Origin of the sequence: Streptomyces sp. DT2A-34, from assembly GCF_030499515.1 — a bacterium.
Classification (GTDB): domain Bacteria; phylum Actinomycetota; class Actinomycetes; order Streptomycetales; family Streptomycetaceae; genus Streptomyces.
The window spans coordinates 6,968,290-6,988,416 of record NZ_JASTWJ010000001.1; the positions used below are offsets into that span (position 1 = coordinate 6,968,290).

At 72.1% G+C, this 20,127-nt stretch carries 19 protein-coding genes; 6 read left to right on the forward strand and 13 right to left on the reverse strand.

What is annotated here, in order from left to right:
- Positions 1 to 104: 104 nt before the first annotated feature.
- Genes nirD through QQM39_RS31345 form a run of 3 tightly spaced genes read right to left on the reverse strand, consistent with a single transcriptional unit; the run spans position 105 to position 4,269 of the window.
- Positions 105 to 455, reverse strand: coding sequence for a nitrite reductase small subunit NirD (gene nirD / locus QQM39_RS31335; RefSeq protein ID WP_302000900.1), 351 nt, complete (start codon positions 453 to 455; stop codon positions 105 to 107).
- Complete coding sequence (gene nirB / locus QQM39_RS31340; protein WP_302000901.1) at positions 452 to 3,058, reverse strand: nitrite reductase large subunit NirB; 2,607 nt, start codon at positions 3,056 to 3,058, stop codon at positions 452 to 454. Before nirB ends, nirD begins: the two co-directional genes overlap by 4 nt.
- Positions 3,058 to 4,269: an NAD(P)/FAD-dependent oxidoreductase gene (locus QQM39_RS31345; RefSeq protein ID WP_302000902.1), complete on the reverse strand. Its 1,212-nt coding sequence runs from the start codon at positions 4,267 to 4,269 to the stop codon at positions 3,058 to 3,060. Before QQM39_RS31345 ends, nirB begins: the two co-directional genes overlap by 1 nt.
- 226 nt (positions 4,270 to 4,495) lie before the next feature.
- On the opposite strand from QQM39_RS31345, the gene QQM39_RS31350 reads away from it, so the two are divergent.
- The gene (locus tag QQM39_RS31350; protein ID WP_302000903.1) at positions 4,496 to 5,278 is read left to right on the forward strand and encodes a TSUP family transporter; all 783 of its coding nucleotides are present in this window, start codon (positions 4,496 to 4,498) and stop codon (positions 5,276 to 5,278) included.
- 24 nt (positions 5,279 to 5,302) lie between these two features.
- On the opposite strand, the gene QQM39_RS31355 is transcribed toward QQM39_RS31350, so the two are convergent.
- The 4 genes from QQM39_RS31355 to QQM39_RS31370 form a co-directional block, all read right to left on the reverse strand.
- Complete coding sequence (locus QQM39_RS31355) at positions 5,303 to 6,037, reverse strand: class F sortase (RefSeq protein ID WP_302000904.1); 735 nt, start codon at positions 6,035 to 6,037, stop codon at positions 5,303 to 5,305.
- Between the two features lie 119 nt (positions 6,038 to 6,156).
- Entirely contained in the window at positions 6,157 to 6,675 is a 519-nt protein-coding gene (locus QQM39_RS31360; RefSeq protein WP_302000905.1) for a hypothetical protein, read from the reverse strand.
- 312 nt (positions 6,676 to 6,987) lie between these two features.
- Positions 6,988 to 7,908 (reverse strand): aminoglycoside phosphotransferase family protein, encoded by a 921-nt coding sequence (locus tag QQM39_RS31365; protein ID WP_302000906.1) that lies wholly within the window; start codon positions 7,906 to 7,908, stop codon positions 6,988 to 6,990.
- Between the two features lie 115 nt (positions 7,909 to 8,023).
- Positions 8,024 to 9,670, reverse strand: coding sequence for a M4 family metallopeptidase (locus tag QQM39_RS31370; RefSeq protein ID WP_302000907.1), 1,647 nt, complete (start codon positions 9,668 to 9,670; stop codon positions 8,024 to 8,026).
- A gap of 110 nt (positions 9,671 to 9,780) precedes the next feature.
- Between QQM39_RS31370 and QQM39_RS31375 the strand changes: the two genes are divergently transcribed.
- On the forward strand, positions 9,781 to 10,218 hold the full coding sequence (locus QQM39_RS31375) for a gamma-glutamylcyclotransferase family protein (RefSeq protein WP_302000908.1): 438 nt from the start codon (positions 9,781 to 9,783) through the stop codon (positions 10,216 to 10,218).
- 36 nt (positions 10,219 to 10,254) lie between these two features.
- On the opposite strand, the gene QQM39_RS31380 is transcribed toward QQM39_RS31375, so the two are convergent.
- Positions 10,255 to 12,435: a molybdopterin oxidoreductase family protein gene (locus QQM39_RS31380; RefSeq protein WP_302000909.1), complete on the reverse strand. Its 2,181-nt coding sequence runs from the start codon at positions 12,433 to 12,435 to the stop codon at positions 10,255 to 10,257.
- A 441-nt stretch (positions 12,436 to 12,876) separates the two neighbouring features.
- Here QQM39_RS31380 and QQM39_RS31385 point away from each other — a divergent pair, with 441 nt between their 5' ends.
- Together QQM39_RS31385 and QQM39_RS31390 are read left to right on the forward strand one after the other, a co-directional pair.
- Entirely contained in the window at positions 12,877 to 13,158 is a 282-nt protein-coding gene (locus tag QQM39_RS31385) for a hypothetical protein (protein WP_302000910.1), read from the forward strand.
- Positions 13,159 to 13,292: 134 nt separating this feature from the next.
- The gene (locus QQM39_RS31390) at positions 13,293 to 14,639 is read left to right on the forward strand and encodes a cytochrome P450 (RefSeq protein WP_302000911.1); all 1,347 of its coding nucleotides are present in this window, start codon (positions 13,293 to 13,295) and stop codon (positions 14,637 to 14,639) included.
- Between the two features lie 7 nt (positions 14,640 to 14,646).
- On the opposite strand, the gene QQM39_RS31395 is transcribed toward QQM39_RS31390, so the two are convergent.
- Positions 14,647 to 15,381 carry a hypothetical protein gene (locus QQM39_RS31395; RefSeq protein WP_302000912.1) on the reverse strand — a complete coding sequence of 245 codons (735 nt, stop codon included), beginning with the start codon at positions 15,379 to 15,381 and terminating at the stop codon, positions 14,647 to 14,649.
- Between the two features lie 400 nt (positions 15,382 to 15,781).
- Entirely contained in the window at positions 15,782 to 16,468 is a 687-nt protein-coding gene (locus QQM39_RS31400) for a vancomycin high temperature exclusion protein (protein ID WP_302000913.1), read from the reverse strand.
- Between the two features lie 222 nt (positions 16,469 to 16,690).
- Here QQM39_RS31400 and QQM39_RS31405 point away from each other — a divergent pair, with 222 nt between their 5' ends.
- Positions 16,691 to 17,578, forward strand: coding sequence for a sirohydrochlorin chelatase (locus QQM39_RS31405; RefSeq protein WP_302000914.1), 888 nt, complete (start codon positions 16,691 to 16,693; stop codon positions 17,576 to 17,578).
- Between the two features lie 178 nt (positions 17,579 to 17,756).
- Positions 17,757 to 19,010, forward strand: a complete 1,254-nt coding sequence (locus tag QQM39_RS31410) for a deoxyguanosinetriphosphate triphosphohydrolase (RefSeq protein ID WP_302000915.1) — start codon at positions 17,757 to 17,759, stop codon at positions 19,008 to 19,010.
- Between the two features lie 156 nt (positions 19,011 to 19,166).
- On the opposite strand, the gene QQM39_RS31415 is transcribed toward QQM39_RS31410, so the two are convergent.
- From QQM39_RS31415 to QQM39_RS31425, 3 genes are all read right to left on the reverse strand, one after another.
- A complete protein-coding gene (locus tag QQM39_RS31415) occupies positions 19,167 to 19,421 on the reverse strand; it encodes a winged helix-turn-helix domain-containing protein (RefSeq protein WP_302000916.1) in 255 nt (84 codons plus the stop codon).
- On the reverse strand, positions 19,418 to 19,645 hold the full coding sequence (locus tag QQM39_RS31420) for a hypothetical protein (RefSeq protein ID WP_302000917.1): 228 nt from the start codon (positions 19,643 to 19,645) through the stop codon (positions 19,418 to 19,420). Before QQM39_RS31420 ends, QQM39_RS31415 begins: the two co-directional genes overlap by 4 nt.
- A 283-nt stretch (positions 19,646 to 19,928) precedes the next feature.
- Positions 19,929 to 20,123, reverse strand: a complete 195-nt coding sequence (locus tag QQM39_RS31425; protein ID WP_302000918.1) for a hypothetical protein — start codon at positions 20,121 to 20,123, stop codon at positions 19,929 to 19,931.
- Positions 20,124 to 20,127 lie beyond the last annotated feature (4 nt).

Sequence of the window (20,127 nt, forward strand, 5' to 3'; positions counted from 1 at the left end):
CGTCACGCCGTTGCGACCGGGCATCGACGTCGCCGTGAAGCCGCGCTGCCAGAACAGCTCCAGGGCTGCCCGCAGCGCGGCTTCGGGATCGAACTTCTTTGGATCTACGCCGCCCGCACCTCGTAGGCCGCGATGCGCACCGCCTCGTCGTCCAGGCACTGCCCGGTCTCCAGGTCGAAGCGCTGCTTCAGCAGGGGCGAGGCCACGAACGGGCGGCCCTGGTGGGTGCCGGTCAGGCCGCGGGAGAGGACCGCCGCGCCGCCGAAGGGGTCGCGGTTGTCGATGGCGTACAGGGCGCCGTTGCGGTCGCGGAACAGGGCCACCTGGCGGCCGTCGGGCAGGAGCGCGGCCACGCCGCGGCCGGGGATCAGCCGGCTCAGGTCGCAGACCGTGAACCAGTCGTCCTCCAGCTTGAGCTGGACCTTCAGGTCGGTCGTCTCGGGTGCCAGGGTCATCGCTGGGCGGTTCCTTCCAGGACGTCTTCCGTGGGTCGCATACCGATGGACAGCAGCGGCAGGTCGGGCTTGATCTGGTCGCGCTCGGGGATGAAGCCGACGACCGGGTCGGGGGTGTCGGGGGCGTTCACGAAGGAGACGAAGCGGGAGAGCTTCTCGGGGTCGTTGATGGTCGTCGCCCACTCGTCGGCGTAGTGCGCCACGTGGTCCGCCATCAGGGACTCCAGCTCCTCGCAGATGCCGAGGGAGTCCTCCACGACCACGTCCCGGACGTGGTCCAGGCCGCCGGGGATCCGCTCCAGCCAGGTCGAGGTGCGCTCCAGCCGGTCCGCCGTACGGATGTAGAACATCAGGAAGCGGTCGATCAGCTTGATCAGCTCGGCGTCGGACAGGTCCTGGGCCAGCAGGTCCGCGTGGCGCGGGGTCGCGCCGCCGTTGCCGCCGACGTACAGGTTCCAGCCGTTGGCGGTGGCGATCACGCCGAAGTCCTTCGACTGGGCCTCGGCGCACTCGCGCTGGCAGCCGGAGACGGCCGACTTCAGCTTGTGCGGGGAGCGCAGGCCCCGGTAGCGCAGCTCCAGGTCGATCGCCATGCGGACCGAGTCCTGGACGCCGTAGCGGCACCAGGTCTGGCCGACGCAGGACTTCACGGTGCGCAGCGCCTTGCCGTAGGCGTGGCCGGACTCGAAGCCGGCGTCCACCAACCGGGTCCAGATGAGCGGGAGTTGCTCGACGCGGGCGCCGAACATGTCGATCCGCTGGCCACCCGTGATCTTCGTGTAGAGGCCGAAGTCACGGGCGATCTCGCCGATCACGATCAGGCCCTCGGGGGTGATCTCACCGCCGGGGATGCGCGGGACGACCGAGTACGAGCCGTTCTTCTGGAGGTTGGCCAGGAAGTGGTCGTTGGAGTCCTGCAGGGAGGCCTGCTCGCCGTCCAGGACGTAGCCGCTCGCGCCGATCGTCGGGGCGAGGGAGGCGATGATGGAGCCCACCGCCGGCTTGCAGATCTCGCAGCCGTCGCCGCCCTTGGCGCCGTCGCGGCCGTAGCGGTCCAGCAGGTCCTGGTAGGTGTTGATGCGCAGGGCGAGGACGATCTCGTACAGCTCCTCGCGGGTCTGCGAGAAGCAGCCGCACAGGCCCTTGTCGACCTCGACGCCGGACGCCTCCAGCTCGGCGGTGACCAGCTGGCCGAGCACCTTGATGCAGGAGCCGCAGCCCGTACCGGCCTTGGTGCACTTCTTCACCTCGGGCACGGTCGTGCACTGGTGGTCGGTGACCGCGCCGCGGATCGTGCCCTTGGTGACGTTGTGGCAGGAGCAGATGACCGCCTCGTCCGGCAGCGCGGACGGGCCGAGCTGGGCCGGGGCCCCGGCACCGGCCGGCAGCACCAGCGACTCGGGCGAGACCGGCGGGACCGAGCCGGTGAACGCCTTCAGCGTGCCGTACGCCTCCGCGTCGCCGACCAGGATGCCGCCGAGCAGCGTGCCGTCGCGGCCGATGACCAGCTTCTTGTACAGGCCCGCGCGGGAGTCGGAGTAGACGACGTCCAGGCAGTCCTCGGCGGTGCCGTGCGCGTCACCGAAGGACGCCACGTCCACGCCGAGCAGCTTCAGCTTGGTGGACAGGTCGGCGCCGGTGAACTCCGCCTCGTCCTGGGCGATGGTCGCGGCGGCCGTCTCGGCCTGCTCGTAACCGGGGGCGACCAGGCCGTACACCCGGCCGTCGGAGGCCAGCGCGCACTCGCCGATCGCGAACACGTGCGGGTCGGAGACCGTACGGCACTGCTCGTCGACCGTGATGCCGCCGCGCTCGCCGACCGTGAGGCCGCAGTCGCGGGCCAGCTGGTCGCGGGGGCGGACACCGGCGGAGAACACCACCAGGTCGGTGGCGAGTTCGGAGCCGTCGGAGAGCTTCATGCCGGTGACGGCACCGGCCTCGTCGACGACGATCTCCTGCGTGCCCACGCCCGTGTGGACGCTCAGGCCCATGTCCTCGATGGTGCGCAGCAGGGCCGCGCCGCCGCCCTCGTCGACCTGCACCGGCATCAGGCGCGGCGCGAACTCCACGATGTGGGAGGTGAGTCCGAGACCCTTCAGCGCACCGGCCGCCTCAAGACCGAGGAGACCGCCGCCGACCACCGCACCGGTCGTCGCCGTCTTGGCGTACTCCTCGATGGCGAGGAGGTCCTCGATCGTGCGGTAGACGAAACAGCCCTCGGCGTCCTTGTTGGGGACCGGCGGCACGAAGGGGAACGAGCCGGTGGCGAGGACGAGGGTGTCGTACTCGAAGACCTGGCCGGACCTGGCCGTGACCTTCTTCGCCTCGCGGTCGATCGTCTCCGCGGGGTCACCGACGTACAGCTCGATGCCGTGCGTGTCGATGAACTCCATGTCCGTCATGGAGAGGTCCTCGGGCGTCTTGCCCGAGAAGTACGAGGTGAGGGCGACGCGGTCGTACGCCGGACGCGGCTCCTCGCACAGCACGACCACGCGGTGCGTGGCGGTCAGGCCGCGCTCGGCGAGCGCTTCGAGGAAGCGCTGGCCGACCATGCCGTGGCCGACGAGCACGATCGTGGGGGTGGCCCCCAGGGTGGCGGTCATCAGGAGCCTCCATCGTTGGTAAGCAGGTGGAGCAGGGGGCCGTCGTCGGGGAGCGGCTCTGCTCCCTCCCAGGCGCGGGCGAGCGCGCCGACGGTGCCGAGTTCGCCGACGAGGACCCCGCCGACCAGGCGGTCGTCGCGGACGACGACCTTGCGGTAGGTGCCTCGGGTGGCGTCCGTGAGCTGGACGACGTCGTCCCCGGGGCGCGGCTCCGTCTCGCCGAACGCGGCGAGGTCGAAGGCGCTCTGACCGGGCAGCGTGAGCCGGGTCAGCGAACGGGTGCCGGTGTAGCGGGCGTGCGCCCGGCCGGCCAGCAACTCGGCCAGTACTTCGGCCTGTTCGAGGGCCGGAGTGGCCAGTCCGTAGACGGTGCCGTCGTGCTGGGCGCAGTCGCCGATGGCGTGGATGTACGGGTCGGAGGTGCGCAGCTCGTCGTCGACGACGATCCCCTTGCGCACGTCCAGTCCCGCGGCCTGCGCGAGGCCCGCGCGCGGGTGCACGCCGCAGGCCAGGACCACGAGGTCGGCGTCGAGGGCGTAGCCGTCGGCCATCTCGACCGAGCGGACCGCGCCGCCGACGCAGCGCACGTCACGTACCCGCAGGTCGGTGTGGACCTCGACACCGAGGTCCCCCAGGTGACGCCGGACGAGCTTCGAGGCGCTCGGGTCGAGCTGGCGCTCCATGAGCCGCTCGGACTGCTGGGCCAGGATGACCTGGGCGCCGCGCTGGGCGAGCGCACGGGCCGCGGAGACCCCGAGGAGCCCGCCGCCGATGACGACCGCCTTCACTCCCGGCCGGACCGCCTTGGACAGGCCCAGGCAGTCGTCCATGGTGCGGAAGGCGTGGACGCCCTCCGGCAGGACGTGGTCGGGCGTGAACAGGCCGCGCAGGGGCGGCAGCACCGGGTTCGAGCCGGTGGCCAGGACCAGCCGGTCGTATGCGATCTTCGAACCGTCCGCGCACTCGACGGTCCGCGCCTGACGGTCGATGCCGGTGACCCGGGCACGGGTGAGCTCCGCGGGTGCGGGCAGCGCGATCACGTCGGGGCTGTACCGTCCGGCCAGCACTTCGGCGAGGAGCACCCGGTTGTACGGGCGGTGCTCCTCGTCGCCGATGAGCGTGACGGGCGTGCCGAGCTCACCGAGCCGCCGGGCGAGTCGTACGCCCGCGAGGCCGGCGCCGATCACCACCACACGCGTATTCGAGGTCATGCACTTGAGCGTGCGGTGCCGGTGTTACCCGACCGCATCACCTCTGTTTCCCACGAGGAACGCTGCCCTCAGCGGGGGCGGCGGGCGAGTGTGAGGGTTCGGGGAGCGCGGTGGGGGCGGGCTGTGAGATCGGATCGGGGAGCGGAGAGGGCCGACCCCCGCCGCAACCTCAGATACTCCTCATTTACGTGGACCTCACACGCATCACCCTCCTAGGGTCGCGATCATGCCCGACATATCGCTGACCATGGTCGCTGTCCTGTGCCTCGCGGCCCTCGCGGCCGGCTGGATCGACGCCGTCGTCGGCGGCGGGGGCCTGCTCCTGCTCCCGGCGCTGCTGCTCGGCCTCCTCGCGAGCACGCCGGCCGCGTACGCGCTCGGCACCAACAAGGCGGTCGCGATCGTCGGCACGTCGGGCGCCGCGGTGACATACGCCCGCAAGGCGCCCGTGGATGTGCGGCTCGCCGTACGCATCGGGCTGGCGGCGCTCGCGGGCTCCTCCGGCGGCGCCTTCTTCGCGGCCGGCATGAGCACCGAGGTGCTGAAGCCCGTGATCATGGTGGTGCTGCTCGCCGTGGCCGCCTTCGTGATCCTGCGCCCCGCCTTCGGCACCGCCCCGGCGACGGGCCCGGCCACCCGCCGCCAGGTCCTCGCGGCGATCGGCCTGGCCGGCCTGGGCATCGGCTTCTATGACGGCCTGATCGGCCCCGGCACCGGCACCTTCCTGGTCCTCGCCCTCACCGCCGTCCTCCACCTCGACCTCGTCACCGCCTCCGCCACCGCCAAGATCGTCAACTGCTGCACCAACGCCGGCGCGCTCGCCACCTTCGCCTGGCAGGGCACGGTCCTGTGGCAGCTGGCCGCGCTGATGGCCGTGTTCAACCTGGCGGGCGGCATGCTGGGGGCCCGTACGGCGCTGAAGAAGGGCAGCGGGTTCGTCCGCGTGGTGCTGCTGACGGTGGTGTTCACGCTGGTGGCGAAGCTGGCGTACGAGCAGTGGGTGGCCTAGCCGGTCCCTTGGGGGGCCAGCGGGTCAGCGGCTGCCGGTGAGGTGGGCGAAGACGACGACGTTGCCCTGATAGCCGGTCGTCCGTGAGTAGCCGCCGCCGCAGGTGATCACCCGCAGCTCGGGGCGTGGCGCCGGGCCGTACACCTTCTCGTCGGGGAAGGCCTTCGCGTCGTACACCTCGACGGCGTGGACGGAGAAGAGCGCCGTGCCGCCGTCCCGTCGTTCCACCTCGATCGTGCTGCCCTTCTTCAGGGCGCCGAGGTGGTAGAAGACGGCGGGCCCTTCGGTGTTGTCGACGTGGCCCGCGACGATCGCGGTGCCCGTCTCACCGGGCGTGGTGCCGGCCTCGTACCAGCCGGCGAGGTTCTTCCGCTCGGCGGGCGGGACGTCGAGGCTGCCCGTCCTCGTCAGGCCGAGGCCCATGAGGGGAGCGTCGACGCGTATCGAGGGGATGCGGATGCGGTCGGGAGGGGAGGGGGGCAGGGCGGGGGCAGGGGAGCGAAGGGCTGTGGGGTGGGGGGCTGGCGAGCGGAGGCCTGGCGCGTGCGGGTCTGCCGAGCGGAGGCCTGGGGTGTGCGGCTCTGTGGGCTGCGGGTCGGCGTGCGAACCGTTCGACTCCCCCTGCGCGGCCGAGGGCTGCGGTGGCGCAGGCTTCTCGGTGCGGCTGCCCAGCAGCCAGGCGCCGGAGCACAGGGCCAGTACGGTGACGGCGGCTATGGCGGCGTCACCAAGGCCGCGGTGACTGCGGTGACTGCGCACGCGAGCCTCCTGGGACTCTCCTCGGGCCGCCCTCGTCCCCCTCCGGGCCGCGAGGGGCGTCGGACCCGGAGGGGGAGGGGACGTGCGGTACCCGGCGGACGGACAGCGGAGGGTGTCCGTCAGATCCCGTCGCCTCTCGCCCGGCGATGCAGGAGCCAGGTACCGCCCGCGGCGGCGACGGCGAGAGCCGCCACACCGGCCGCGGTCTGCACGGGATCGGGGCCAAGAGCGCCACCGACCCCCGTCTTCACACTTCCTCTCGGATACACCTGTTCGGCACGCGGGGCGGTCAGCGTGACCACCAGGTCCCCCGTCACCCGCCGTCCGTCCTCGGCGCAGGTCGCGACGATCTCGTACGTCCCCGGCTGCGCGCTCGGCGGCACCCGGAACTCCCCGGCGGCGTCCCGCTCGTGCGGCGCCAGCGTGAAGGAACCCGCGCCCACGGCGCTGGCGTCGCCCGCCGCCGTGACGCCGTCCCCGCAGTCGCCCGTCCGCACCGTGACCTCCCCGCCCGGCACGACCGACGCCGGGGACACCTCCAGGCCACCACCGTCGCCGCCGTACGCGGGCGTGACGACGAGCCCCACGGCCCCGGCGGCCAGCGCGGTCCCGGTCAGCAGACGGGCGGTACGTCGCATCGAAGTTCCTCCGCACTCAGCGGGGCCACGGCCCGCGACACCCCCATGTGCCGCTGCGTCGGTCGCGCCCCTGCCCTTTCGAGGTAAGTGGCAGTGGGGCCGGAGCGCTTCCCGAGGGGACGTCGAAAATTGCGGTGAATGGGTGTCGGCAGGGGAGGGCAGGATCGACGGCCGGTGGTGTTTCAGCAGGTCATCGTGTGTGCCGGCCGTGTCGCGGAAGAGAACCCGTTGGGCGCGGGGCGGGGCGTGTGAACGGGTGACGGGGTGGCGCGGGTGACGCGGGTGGCGCGGGTGGCGCGGGGCAACGGGACGCTACTGCGCCCGGTACTCCGCCAGCACCTCACCCACGGCCCGCCTCCCCACTCCCGCCAGGACCGGATTCGTCCCGTTCCCGCAGGTGTCGCCGTAGTGGTGCTCCGCCATCAACCCGAAGCACAGCGCCCACCCCCGCCCCCGCGCCCACGTCGCGTCGTCGACCTCGGCCGCCGCGCGGAATACCGCACGGGTCGCGGCGTCGAAGACCGCCCAGGCCGCGAGGGTGTCGGCCGCCGGGTCTCCGACGCCGAGGCCGCCGAAGTCGATGACGGCGGTGAGGCGGCCGGCGCAGGTCAGCAGGTTGCCCGGGAGGAGGTCGCCGTGCAGCCAGACGGGAGCGGCGTCCCACTGGGGGAGGCGGAGGGTCTCCTCCCAGGCGGCCGTCGCGACCTCGGAGTTCAGCACGCCGGCGGCGTCCAGGTCGCGGATCGCGGTCCGTACGTAGTCGTCGTGCTTGCCGACCGGGCCGCCCCGCCAGGACGGCGGCCCGCCCACGGCGTCCACCTTCCGCAGCGCCGCCACGAACCGGCCCAACTGCTCGGCGGCTTGCGGTAGTTCGACCAGCGGCGCGTCGTAGGAGTTCTCGCCGTCCAGCCACTCGTACACACCCCACGGCAGCCCGTACCCGGCACCGGGCTCCCCCTTCGCGAGCGGCGTCGGCACGGGGAGGGGGAGACGCGGGGCCAGGTACGGCAGCCAGCGGTGCTCCGTGTCGATCTGGCGGGCCCCGCCCGGCAGCCGTGGCAGCCGTACGACCATGTCGGCGCCCAGCCGGTACATCGCGTTGTCCGTCCCGGCGGAGGCGACCCGCGTCACCGGCAGCCCGGCCCACCGCGGGAACTGCTCCGCGACCAGCCGGGCGACCAGGCTCGCGTCGATGTCCAACTCGTCGGCGTGCGTCTTCGTGGGCGACGGCATACGGCTCCGTGGCGGCTCGGGGGCGGGCGGGCGGCAGCGGAGCCGGAGCGTATCCGGGCCCGCGTCACCGCTGCCACCGCATTTCCGCCCTCGCCCGAGCGCCGCCGACGGTCGCTCAGCCCACGTTCACCGCACTCCAGGCCGCCGCCACCGCGTGGTACTCCGCGCTTCCGGCCCCGTACAGGTCCTTCGCCGCGCTCAGCGTCGCCGTCCGCGCCCCCGCGTAGGTCGTCGAGGACGTCATGTAGACCGTCAGCGCCCGGTACCAGATCTTGCCGAGCTTGTCCCGGCCGATCCCGGTCACCGAAGAGCCGTCGCAGGTCGGCGAGTTGTAGCTGACGCCGTTGACCGTCTTCGCGCCGCTGCCCTCGGCGAGGAGGTACGCGAAGTGGTTGCCGACGCCCGACGAGTAGTGGACGTCGAGCGTCGCGGTCGTCGGGCTCCAGCAGTCCACCGAGCTGCCGTCCTTCGACGGCTTGTCCATGTAGCGCAGGGCGTCCCGGCTGAAGCCCGACCGGACGATCTTCTCGCCGATCAGATAGTCGCCCGGGTCCGAGGAGTTGGCGGCGTGGAACTCCACCAGCGTGCCGAAGATGTCCGAGGTCGCCTCGTTCAGGCCGCCGGACTCGCCCGAGTACGTCAGCGCCGCGGTCTTCGACGTCACGCCGTGCGTCATCTCGTGGCCGGCCACGTCCAGCGACACCAGCGGGCCGAGCTGGGTGCCGTCACCGTCGCCGTACGTCATGCAGAAGCAACTGTCGTCCCAGAAGGCGTTGTTGTAGTTCTTGCCGTAGTGCACACGGTTGAACGCCCCCTTGCCGTCACCGGCGATGCCGTTGCGGCCGTGGACGTCCTTGTAGTAGTCCCACGTCACGTCCGTGCCGTACTGCGCGTCCACCGCGGCCGTCGAGCGGTCGGCCGTCGTGCCCGTGCCCCAGTGGTTGTCGGCGTCCGTGAAGAGCGTCGCCGGGGCGCGGCCGAGGCAGATGGTCAGCAGGCAGGTGTCCGTCTTGTTCGCGGCGTCACCCGTGTAAGTGCCGCCGCGCGTCGCGTCCTTGAGCTGGTACGTCGATCCCGACCGGGTCGTCTCCAGCGGCACCGTGCCGCCGTACAGCGACCTCCCGTCACCGGACGCCGTCTCGATGCTGTCCCACGCGTCGATCCGCGTGCCGGTCGAGGCGTCGGTCAGCACCGTGCGCGCGACCGGGTTGCCGACGGAGTCCTGGGCGACCGCGTCGGTCCGCCAGGCCAGCTTCGGAGTGCCGTGCAGGGCGTCGACGACCAGCTCGGGCTTGGCCGTCAGCCGCTTCAGTGTCTCGCCGGCGTTCGCGGCACGCAGCAGCTGCGCCGCGAGGTCGGCCGCCTTCGGTGCCGAGATCCTGGGTGTCACACTCGACAGGGAGATCGGGCTCCTGGTCGCGCGCGAGGCGCTGCGGTACGTGCCGTCCTTCGCCAGGTGGACGACGAAGTCGCCGCCGAGGACGGGGAGTTGGCGGTAGGTGCGGTCGTAGCGGACGTGCTGGGTGCCGTCCGGGTCCACGATCACGTCCCGCACGGTGGTGTCCTGCGCGGCGGTCAGGCCCGGGCTCGCCGCGTGGTCGGTGAGGACCGACGCCGCGTTCTCGAGCGCGGTGGCCCTGGTCGGACTGTCGTCCGCGCCGGCGGTGGGGGAGAGGGCGGTGGCCAGCAGGGTGGCGCCGGCGGCGGCGATGCCCGCCGTGGCGAGTCGGGAACCCCGGATGTGCGGCCGTATTCGGCTCATCGGTCTCCTTGAACTGGGCGGCGCAGAGGATGACCAAGATTCAAGGGGGCGTGCACATGCCATGACCAGGGTGAATGCGTGCAGGTGTGTGAGGGGAGAGAATCGTTTCCGTGACCCTCTCTCCTCGACTCCCGTTCTTCGTCTACGGCACCCTGCGCCCCGGTGAGCCCAACCACGACCACTTCCTGCGCGGCCGCACCCTCACCGAGGAGCCGGCACGACTCGTCGGGGCGGCGCTGTACGACGGCCCCGGCTACCCGTACGCCGTCGAGGAACGGGGCGGCAGCGGAACGGTGTTCGGCGACCTGGTCACCGCCCGCCCCGAGGAGTACCCCGCGCTTCTGGCGGCCCTCGACCGCCTGGAGGAGTACGCGCCGGACGACCCGCGCAACCTCTACGACCGCATCGCCCGCCAGGTGATCCGCGACTCCGACGGAACGGCCGTACAGGCCTGGGTGTATGTCGCCGCCCCTGCCGTCGCCGCCCGCCTGCGCGCCCGCGGCAAGCTCATCGAGGGCGGCGACTGGGCGAGCCGGACGGCCGGCTGAGTCACGCGCGCGCCCTGCTCGGCAGGGCGCGGACGGCTACGGCTTCACCGCCTCCACCCGCACCGCGCACGCCTTGAACTCCGGCATCCGCGACGTCGGGTCCAGCGCCGGGTTGGTCAGGGTGTTGGCGCGGCCCTCGCCCGGCCAGTGGAACGGCATGAAGACGGTGTCGGGGCGGATGCCGGTCGTGATGCGGGCGGCCCCGACCGCGCGGCCCCGACGCGAGACCACGGCCACCGGATCGCCCTCGGCCGCCCCGAGCCGCGCCGCCAGCCGGGGGTGCAGCTCCACGAACGGGCCCGGCGCGGCGGCGTTCAGCTCGTCGACGCGGCGGGTCTGGGCGCCGGACTGGTACTGCGCCACGACCCGCCCGGTCGTCAGCAGGACCGGGTACTCGTCGTCGGGTTCCTCGGCGATCGCCCGGTGCGAGACGGGGGCGAAACGGGCCTTGCCGTCCGGAGTGGCGAACCGGTCGAGGAAGAGGCGGGGCGTGCCGGGGTGCACCCCGGCGGCCAGGTCGTCGGCCTGTCCCGGGTCGTCGTCGCCGGGCGCATCCAGTGAGGCATCCTCGGAGTCGTCCGAGGCGTTCGAGCCGTCCGCGGCCGCCGGGCACGGCCAGAACACCCCGTTCTCCTCGATCAGCCGCCGGTACGTGATCCCGGAGTAGTCGGCGGGGCCGCCCGCGCTCGCCCGGCGCAGCTCCTCGAAGACCTCCTCGGGGTCGGTCGGGAACTTCTTCTCCATGCCCGGTTCCGCCCCCAGCCGGGCGGCCAGCTCGTGCATGACCTCGAGGTCGCTGCGGATCCCCTCCGGAGGGGTGATCGCGCGCCGCCGCAGCAGCACCCGGCCCTCCAGGTTGGTCGTGGTCCCTGTCTCCTCCGCCCACTGCGTGACCGGCAGGACGACATCCGCGAGCGCTGCCGTCTCCGACAGCACGACATCGCAGACGGCCAGGAAGTCGAGGGACTTGATGCGCTCCTCGATGTGTGCCGCGCGCGGCGCCGACACCACCGGGTTGGACGCCATCAGCAACAGTGCCCGGATGTCCGTACCCAGCGCGTCCAGCAGCTCGTACGCACTGCGCCCCGGCCCGGGCAGGCTGTCCGGGTCCACGCCCCACACCCCGGCGACATGCCGCCGCGCCGCCGGGTCGTCCAGCTTGCGGTAGCCCGGCAGCTGGTCGGCCTTCTGGCCGTGCTCGCGCCCGCCCTGCCCGTTGCCCTGCCCGGTGAGGCAGCCGTAGCCGGACAGCGGACGGCCCGCCCGCCCCGTGGCCAGGCACAGGTTGATCCACGCGCCCACGGTGTCGGTGCCCTTGGACTGCTGCTCGGGCCCGCGCGCGGTCAGCACCATCGCGTTCTCCGGCTCGCAGAACATCCGTACGGCTTCCCGGAGTTGAGGAACGGACACCCCCGTGATCCGCTCCACGAACTCCGGCCAGTGCGCCATCGCGGCGGCCCGCGCGTCCTCCCAGCCGACCGTGCGCTCCTGGACGTACTCCTCGTCCACCCGCCCCTCGGCGACGACCAGGTGCAGCAGGCCGAGGGCCAGCGCGAGGTCGGTGCCCGGCCGGGGCATCAGGTGCAGGTCGGCCTGCTCGGCGGTCTTGGTGCGGCGCGGGTCGACGACGATGAGCGTGCCGCCGTTCTCCTTCAGCTCGTTGAAGAAGCGGAGCGACGGCGGCATCGTCTCCGCCAGGTTCGAGCCGACCAGGATGACGCAGCCCGTCTTCGGGATGTCCTCCAGCGGGAACGGCAGCCCGCGGTCCAGGCCGAACGCCTTTATCCCGGCCGCGGCCGCCGACGACATGCAGAAGCGGCCGTTGTAGTCGATCTGCGAGGTGCCGAGCACGATCCTCGCGAACTTGCCGAGGTTGTACGCCTTCTCGTTCGTCAGGCCGCCTCCGCCGAAGACCCCGCACGCGTCCGGGCCATGTTCCGTACGCGTGCGGCCCAGGCCCTCGGCGATGCGGTCCAGCGCCTCGTCCCAGGTGGCGGGCACGAGCGCGCCGCCCGACCGCACCAGCGGCGAGGTCAGGCGGACGCTCGACGCCAGCACCGCGGGCGCCGTACGGCCCTTGCCGCACAGCGCCCCCTTGTTCACCGGGAAGTCCGGGCGCTCGACCACCGCGACACCCCCGTCCTGCAGGGGCGTGAGGTTCATTCCGCACTGCAGGGCGCAGTACGGGCAGTGCGTGGGCGTCGCGGAGTTCGGCATACCGTCCAGCGTGAGTCGGGCGTGTTACGTGCACGGCGGCTCCCTGTTACGCGGCCGGGACGGTGACCTCCCCGCCGCCGCCCGGCCGCCGTGAGGCGCACGGGCGCCCGGCCCGGAGTCGCCGGGTGCCGTAGTCGGCTGGTCACGCTGTGTGGAGACTTGAAAGTCCGGAATGGTTTGCCCGGGATGTCGAACGCCGCGCGGAGATACGGTGCGCCAAGCAGGCCGCGCGCATGCCACCGCGGGGGCAACGCCCTCACCCTCGCGCCCCCGCGCCAGCTCGCCCACGTCGACCGCACGACCCTCACCCACGGTCGTTTCTGTTCACAATTAATGATGCTTTGACGGATCGTGGGCCAGGATCAGCGAAGATCGCGTACGCCGGTCCTGGGCGCGCGGCACGCTCCGGGGTCCCGTACCACTCGTCCCCGGAGGTTCCGCATGGCAAGAGGGACGGACCTCGTCGCGGCGACGATCCGGCACGCCCGCGCACGCCGCGACGCCGCGCGGCAGTCGGGGCTACGGCCACCCGATACCCCCGGCGCGCCCGATGCCCCCGGCGCGCCCGATGCCCCCGGCGCGCCCGATGTCCAGGCCCTTCCCGCTGACCGGACTCCGCCCGCCCGCGAACGCGACCGCCAGGTGAAGATCGCCAGCCACCTGTCCCATCCCCTGGTCGACCAGGCCCTCGACCAGGTCGCGCACAAGCCCGCGACGCGCTGAGCCACGCGGCCGCGCGGCCGTATCGCCACCCTTCCGGCGCCACGTGGCGCATGACACGTCCATGCCAGGATTGCATCCGGGAAGGACCAGGGAAGTCATAGGGGCGCCCCATGATCGCCGTGAAGGGATGACCCGTGACGCTCGCTGCTGCACCACCCATACCCCGGGCTGCAGGATCGTTTCCGCTCATTGGCCACGCTCTGAAGATGCGCGACAACCTCGGTTTCATCGCCTCGCTGCGTGAGACGGGGGAACCTCTGATCGAGATCGTCCTGCAACCCGGGACGCGGACCGTCGTGGTCCAGGATCCGACCCTGATCCACCAGATGCTGAAGGCTCTCGCGCCGACCCTCGACAAGGGACGGTTCTTCGACAAGATGGGCCAGTTGCTGGGCGACAGCGTGGTCACCGCCGCCGGCCGGACCCATGTACGCAAGCGCCGCCAGCTCCAGCCGGCGTTCGCCCACACCGAGATCACCCGCTACGTCGACATCATGCGCGCCGAGGTGACGGCCGCCGTCGCCGCCTGGAAGCCCGGACAGGCGCTCGACGTCCGTGAGGCGATGGTGCAGCTCAGCCTCAACATGCTTGCGAAGACCGTGTTCTCGGGCAGCCTCGACGAGGCCACCTTCCGCCGGCTGCGCAGCGACCTGTCGGTGGTGATGAACGGCGTCGGCGCCCGCATCATGCTGCCCGACTGGGTCGAGCGCCTGCCGCTTCCCTTCAACCGCCGCTTCGACCGCGCCCGAGCCGCCGTACGGGCCACCATCAACTCGGCCGTCGACGAACTGCAGGCCTCCGGGCACGACACCGGGGACATGCTGTCCATGCTGCTGCGCGCCGTCGACGAGGAGACCGGCCAGCCGCTGACCGGGCATCAGATCTGCTCCGAGATCCTCACCCTGGCCGTGGCCGGCACCGAGACCACCGCTTCGGTGCTGTCCTGGATCCTGTACGAACTCGCCCGCCACCCCGAGATCGAAGCGCGCGTCCTGGCGGAGCTGGACGAGGTCGTCGGCGAGCGGCCGGTCGCCTTCGACGACCTGAGCCGCCTGCCGTACCTGAACCGGGTGATCACCGAAACCCTGAGGCTGCACCACACCGGTTGGCTCGTCACCCGCCGCACGACCACCGAGACCCGGCTCGGCGAGTGGACCCTGCCCGCCGACACCGAACTGGCCTACTGCCAGCACGCGCTGCACCGCGACCCCGAGCTCTTTCCCGATCCGCTCGCCTTCGACCCGGAGCGGTGGCAGGGCGATGCCCCAGAACCCCGGCTGGGCGCGTTCCTGCCCTTCGGGGACGGCAAGCACAAGTGCATCGGAGACCGCTTCGCCCTCGCCGAAATGATCACGGCGATCGCGACGATCCTGCGGACGGTACGGCTGGAACTCGCCGAGGGACAGACCGTCCAACCCGTGGCCCGGGCCACCGTACGGCCCCGCACCCTGGAGATGACCGTCCGCCCCCGGACCAGATGACCACTGGTCAGGGGGCGTCTTCCGAACGGGAGGCGCCCCCCGGTCCGGACCGTCCGCCGGTTCCCGGCGATTGCCGGCGGTGGGTGGCCACGACGGCGGTCAGGATGTCGGTCAGCGCGTCGGTGTCCCGGCTCAGGTCCCGCGTACTGCGCGCGGCCACCTCGGTCACACCGTGCTCGCCGGCCGCTCCGACGGCCCACAGAAGGATCTTCAGCTGCTGCACGACCGGGGCGAGGTAGCCGGCCAGGGCCTCGCTCTCGGTGAGGGTGCAAAAGCCCGGTCGGACACCGAAGAACCGCTCGATGCCGGCGATGTTCTCCGGGCTCGTCATCTGCTCGTTCTCGAAGATGTAGTGGACCGTCTGCTTGCTGATCTGCGCGCCGTGCCCCTGGGCGCCCCGGGCGATCTCGGAGAGGAAGTACTCCCGAGCCTTCCTGCGGCGGGTCGCCGGAGGCTTCAGCCGGGTCTGGCGCAGAAACCTCAGACGGCGCACGATGCGCTTCTGCGCGGCCGCCCTGGAGTTGTCGCGCTCCGGGTCCGCGCCGTCGAGCAGGGCCGACACACGCTCGGGGGCGACCCCGGTGGCGTGGCTGATCTTCTCCGGCCGCAGAAGGAGCTCGAACGACGTGCGCGCTGTCGCCGGCAGGCTCCGCGCGAGATCGTCCAGTTCGTCGAGGAGAGCGGTGAGCTCGTCGAAGTCCGCGTCCTCGGCGGTTGCCGGCTCGTCGGCGTCGTCGTTCACCTGGGCTCTCCATGACTGGGCCAGCGGGGCAGGCAGAGATCGTACGGTGCCGGCCCACCGGACGCCGCGATCGTTCACAATCCTTGACACTTTTGCTCCGGGTGCACCAGGATCTTCGCGCAGCTCCGGCCTGGGGGCCGCCCCTGGCCGCCCGCGCCGGAGTGCCCGCCGCGCGGCCCGAGGGGCTGGGGGTGTTCGCGGAGGGTTCTACGGTGATCGAGGCCATCTCCCGGGCACTCAACGAGTCCCGCAGGGGCGTCCGCAAAGTCGACCTCCAAGCGCGCCCGCCGTGCTCGCGACCGGAAGACCGCGATCGCTCACCCTTATTGAGGCTTCGCCGCACGGCCGTACAACACGGCCGTACAGCCGTACAACACAGCCGTACAAAGATGAACGACCCCTACCGCCTCGTGGCGAGCGCCTGGGCCACCCCGGGTTCCTTCCGCCCGAGGTAGCGGGGGTCCGGCTCGAAGACGGCGTCCAGGGCCGCCTTGCCCGCCGCGAAGATCTCCCGGGTGCCGCCGTAGTACCAGGTCACGTCGTGCTTGGCGTCGACCCCGACGCCGTACGACGCCACCCCCGCCTCCTGGCACAGCGCGACCGCCCGCCGGATGTGGAAGCCCTGGCTGATCAGCACCGCCTCGTCGACGCCGAAGATCTTCTTGGCGCGGACACAGGAGTCCCAGGTGTCGAAGCCGGCGTAGTCGCTGACGATGCGTGTGTCGGGCACGCCGTGCCTGGTCAGATACGTGCGCATGGCGTCGGGCTCGTCGTAGTCCTCGCGGCTGTTGTCGCCGGTGACGAGGACGACCTCGATACGGCCCGCGCGGTACAGCTCGGCCGCCGCGTCGAGCCGGTGCGCGAGGTACGGCGACGGCTCGCCCTCCCACAGACCGGCACCGAAGACGACGGCGACGTCGGTACGCGGCACGTCGGCCGTCGTGCGCAGCCGGTCCCCGGTCACGACATGCATCCAGGTGGCCGGAAGCAGCGCCAGCACGCACCCGGCCATCACGGCCCGCACCAGCCGCCGCCGCCCCGCACGGGTCCGCGGCAGTCGTGGTCGGGGCAGCCTCGGTCTGCGCATCTGGTGGTCCCTCCCCGGTCGTCCGACCGCCTGTTCTCGACAGTCAGGGACGTCCTGTCACCCTCCGCGGTTCACCGCCGCCGACGTGACCAGGTTCACTTCGCCCTCGAATACGCAGGTCACGCCACCTCACAGCGCCCTGGCACCCCGCCGTGAACCCGGTGTAAAAACCCGTTATTCACGCGCAACGGGGAGGCAACGTCCCGCCGCCACCATCGGTTCATGACGGCGTCGAACCCGCTTCACGACGAGTCCACGACCCTCCCCGGCCCGGGGGCCCACCTCGACAGTACGGCGCACATCATGAACCGGATCAGCAGCCAGCTCACCAGCCAGCTCAGCCTCGTCTCGCTCGACGGCAGGCGGCGCCCCGCCCCGCCCGCGCTCGTCGTCGTGGCCCACGGCAGCCGCGACCCGCGCGCCCTGAGCACCGTACGCGCGCTCCTCGACAAGGTCCGCGAGCTGCGCCCCGGCCTGCCGGTCCGCCTCGGCCACATCGAGCTGAACGAGCCCCTGCTCCCGGACACCCTCGCCGCCCTCGGCGACCGCGAGGCGATCCTCGTCCCGCTCCTCCTCAGCCGCGGCTACCACATCAAACGGGACATCCCCGAGATGGCCGCCGACTCGGAGGTACGCGCACGCGTGGCCGGCGCACTCGGCCCGCACCCCCTGCTGGTGGAGGCCCTGTACGCCCGCCTGGTCGAGGCCGGCTGGCGCACCCGGACGGACGACGCCGTGCGCCGCAGGAGCGCGGTGGTCCTGGCGGCGGCAGGCTCCCGCGACCCCGAGTCCAAGGTCGACACCAACCGCACGGCTCAGCTCCTGGCCGACCGCCTGGGTGTCCCGGTGGTCCCGGCCTACGCGACAACGGCCGCCCCGACGGTCCCGGACGCCATCCGCGCCCTGGCCGCCCGGGGCCGCACAAGGGTGGCGATCGCCTCCTACTTCACAGCCCCCGGCCGCTTCGCGACGGAGTGCGCACAGGCGGCCCCGTGGATCGCCTCGGCACCGCTGGGCACCCACCCCGCGATGGCGAAGCTGCTCCTCCACCGCTACGACCAGATGGCGGCGACGCCGGTGACGGCGGCACCGGAACTGGCGTCGGCTTAGAACGCCGGGCAACGGGCACGCCCTGGATTCAGGGGCGCGGGGCTGTATCGAGATGCGGCTCCGCCGCGTGGGCGCGACCAGCCACGAACGACCCGCACACGCGCCACCTCAGCACCCGGCAGATGAGTAGGCCCGACGCAGCCCTCCGTTTGTCAGTGTCTGCCCGTACTGTCGGACCATGTACTACGACGAGTCGGCAGTAGAACGCTGGGCCCCCGAACCCGACAAACGCCCAGGCCGCACGGCCTTCCAACGTGATCGCGCCCGCGTACTGCACTCCGCTGCCCTCAGAAGGCTCGCCGGCAAGACCCAGGTAGTCACCCCAGGGACCCACAGCAACGCCTGGGACCCGAGCCCCCGCACCCGCCTCACCCACTCCCTGGAGTGCGCCCAAGTCGGCCGAGAACTCGGCGCAGCCCTCGGCTGCGACCCCGACCTGGTAGAAGCCGCCTGCCTCTCCCACGACCTCGGCCACCCCCCCTTCGGCCACAACGGCGAAGTCGCGCTCAACGAATTCGCCGAGGACTGCGGCGGCTTCGAGGGCAACGCCCAGTCCCTGAGACTCCTCACCCGCATCGAACCCAAGCGCTTCACCCCGGAGGGCTCGGTAGGCCTCAACCTCACCCGGGCCACCCTCGACGCCGCCACCAAGTACCCTTGGTCCCGCGGCGCCCACCCCGCCGCCCCGACCTCCCCGAAGTTCGGTGTCTACGACGACGACCGCCCCGTCTTCGACTGGGTCCGCAAGGACGCCCCCGGCACCCGCACCACCTTCGAGGCCCAGGTCATGGACTGGTCCGACGACGTGGCGTACTCGGTGCACGACGTCGAGGACGGCCTGCACGCCGGCCACATCGACCCCAACTGCCTGCACGCCGAGCCGGAACGCCAGGCGGTCTTCGCGGTCGCCATCGGCCGGTACGTCCCGCACGACACCGACCCGGCGGAACTGTCCGCCGCCCTCGACCGCCTCCAGGAAGAACCCTGGTGGCCGCACGGCTACGACGGCTCGGCCGTCGCCCAGGCCCGCCTCAAGGACGCCACGAGCCAGCTGATCGGCCGGTTCTGCCTGGCTGCCGAGAGCGCCACGCGCGCGGCGTTCGGCAGCGGCCGGCTCACCCGCTACGGCGCCGAACTCGTCGTACCGCACGGGACCCGCCTGGAGTGCGCGGTCCTCAAGGCCGTCGCCGACCGGTACGTCATGCAGCGCGCCGAGCAGGAGCGGCTCCGTGCCGACCAGCGGATCGTGGTCGCCGAACTGGCCGAGGCGCTCACCGCCCGCGCACCCGACGGGCTGGACCCGCAGTTCCGGGCCCTGTTCGACACGGCGGCCGACGACCGTGCCCGCAAACGCGTGATCGTCGACCAGATCGCCTCCCTGACGGACGCGTCGGCACGCGCCCTGCACGGGCGGCTCACACAACGGGCCTGAGGAGCACCGTGGGTCACAGAGCACTGTCGGTGAAAGAGCACCGTGGGCCAAAGAGCACCGTGGGCCAAAGAGCACCGTGGGCTGAAGCGCACCGTCCATCAGCGCGTTGCCGAGCCGGGTCCGCAGATGGAACACCCGGTTCCCCTGCCGCCGTGACTACACCAGCCCGGCCTCCCGCAGCACCGTCGCATGCCGGCTGGCCGTCGGCGGGGTGAGCTGGAGGAGTTCGGCGAGCTCGTTCGTGGTGCGCGGATGTGCCAGGGCGTCCAGGACCACGGCCCGGGTCGGGCCGATGAGCTGGGCCACCGGCAGCTGCTCGGTGGCCGCCCGCCGGGAGCGGGCCGGCCAGCCGGGTGCCGGGTTCAGCGGATGGACCAGGACGGGGGCGAGGTCCGGGTCGGCGAGCGTCACCGGGGTGCGGACGAAGAGAAGGCCGGGACGATCGTCAGCGGGCGCCCCTCCAGCCGTAGCCCCCGGTCGAAGGGGTAGTCGGCGACCAGCGCCTCCTCCTCCCGGCCGACGACCGTGTCGTAGCTGGAGATCGGGCCCTGAGGGCCCGCGCTCAGCGCCGCCTCCGCCCGGATCGAGCGGTCCGCCGCCACCGCCGCGCGGATCGCCGGGAGATACGGCTCCACCGCCACCGCGTAATGGCGGCGCAGCGCCTCCCCGAGCAGTTCCAGCGCTCGCGGCTGCGGAACATGATCAGCCCACCTTGATCGCCCTCGCCCAGCCGCCTTATCCCCGGCGGAAGGGCCTGCGGGGACAGCATCGACAGCTCGCGCGTGAGCCGCCGCTTCGGCCTGCCGAGCACCAGGTCGATGCCCGCGTCCAGATCCGCGACGCCCTGCCCGGGGGTCAGGAAGTCCGGAAAGTACGAGGCGCGGCGCGCGACCGGCATCAGCGCGGCCGCCATCGAGGTCAGCCCGGCCCGGGGAGCCCGGCGCGCACCTCGCGCCGCCAGGGATCGAAGACCAGCGCGGCGCTGCGGTCCTGCAGCCGCATCAGGCTCAGCACGGTCTCCCACAGCGGGTCCGGTTGGCCGGCGACCCGGAATCGGTTCAGGTCCTCCGCGGTGAAGTCGATGCGCAGCATGCGTCCCCGATGCGTCTGCAAGCGT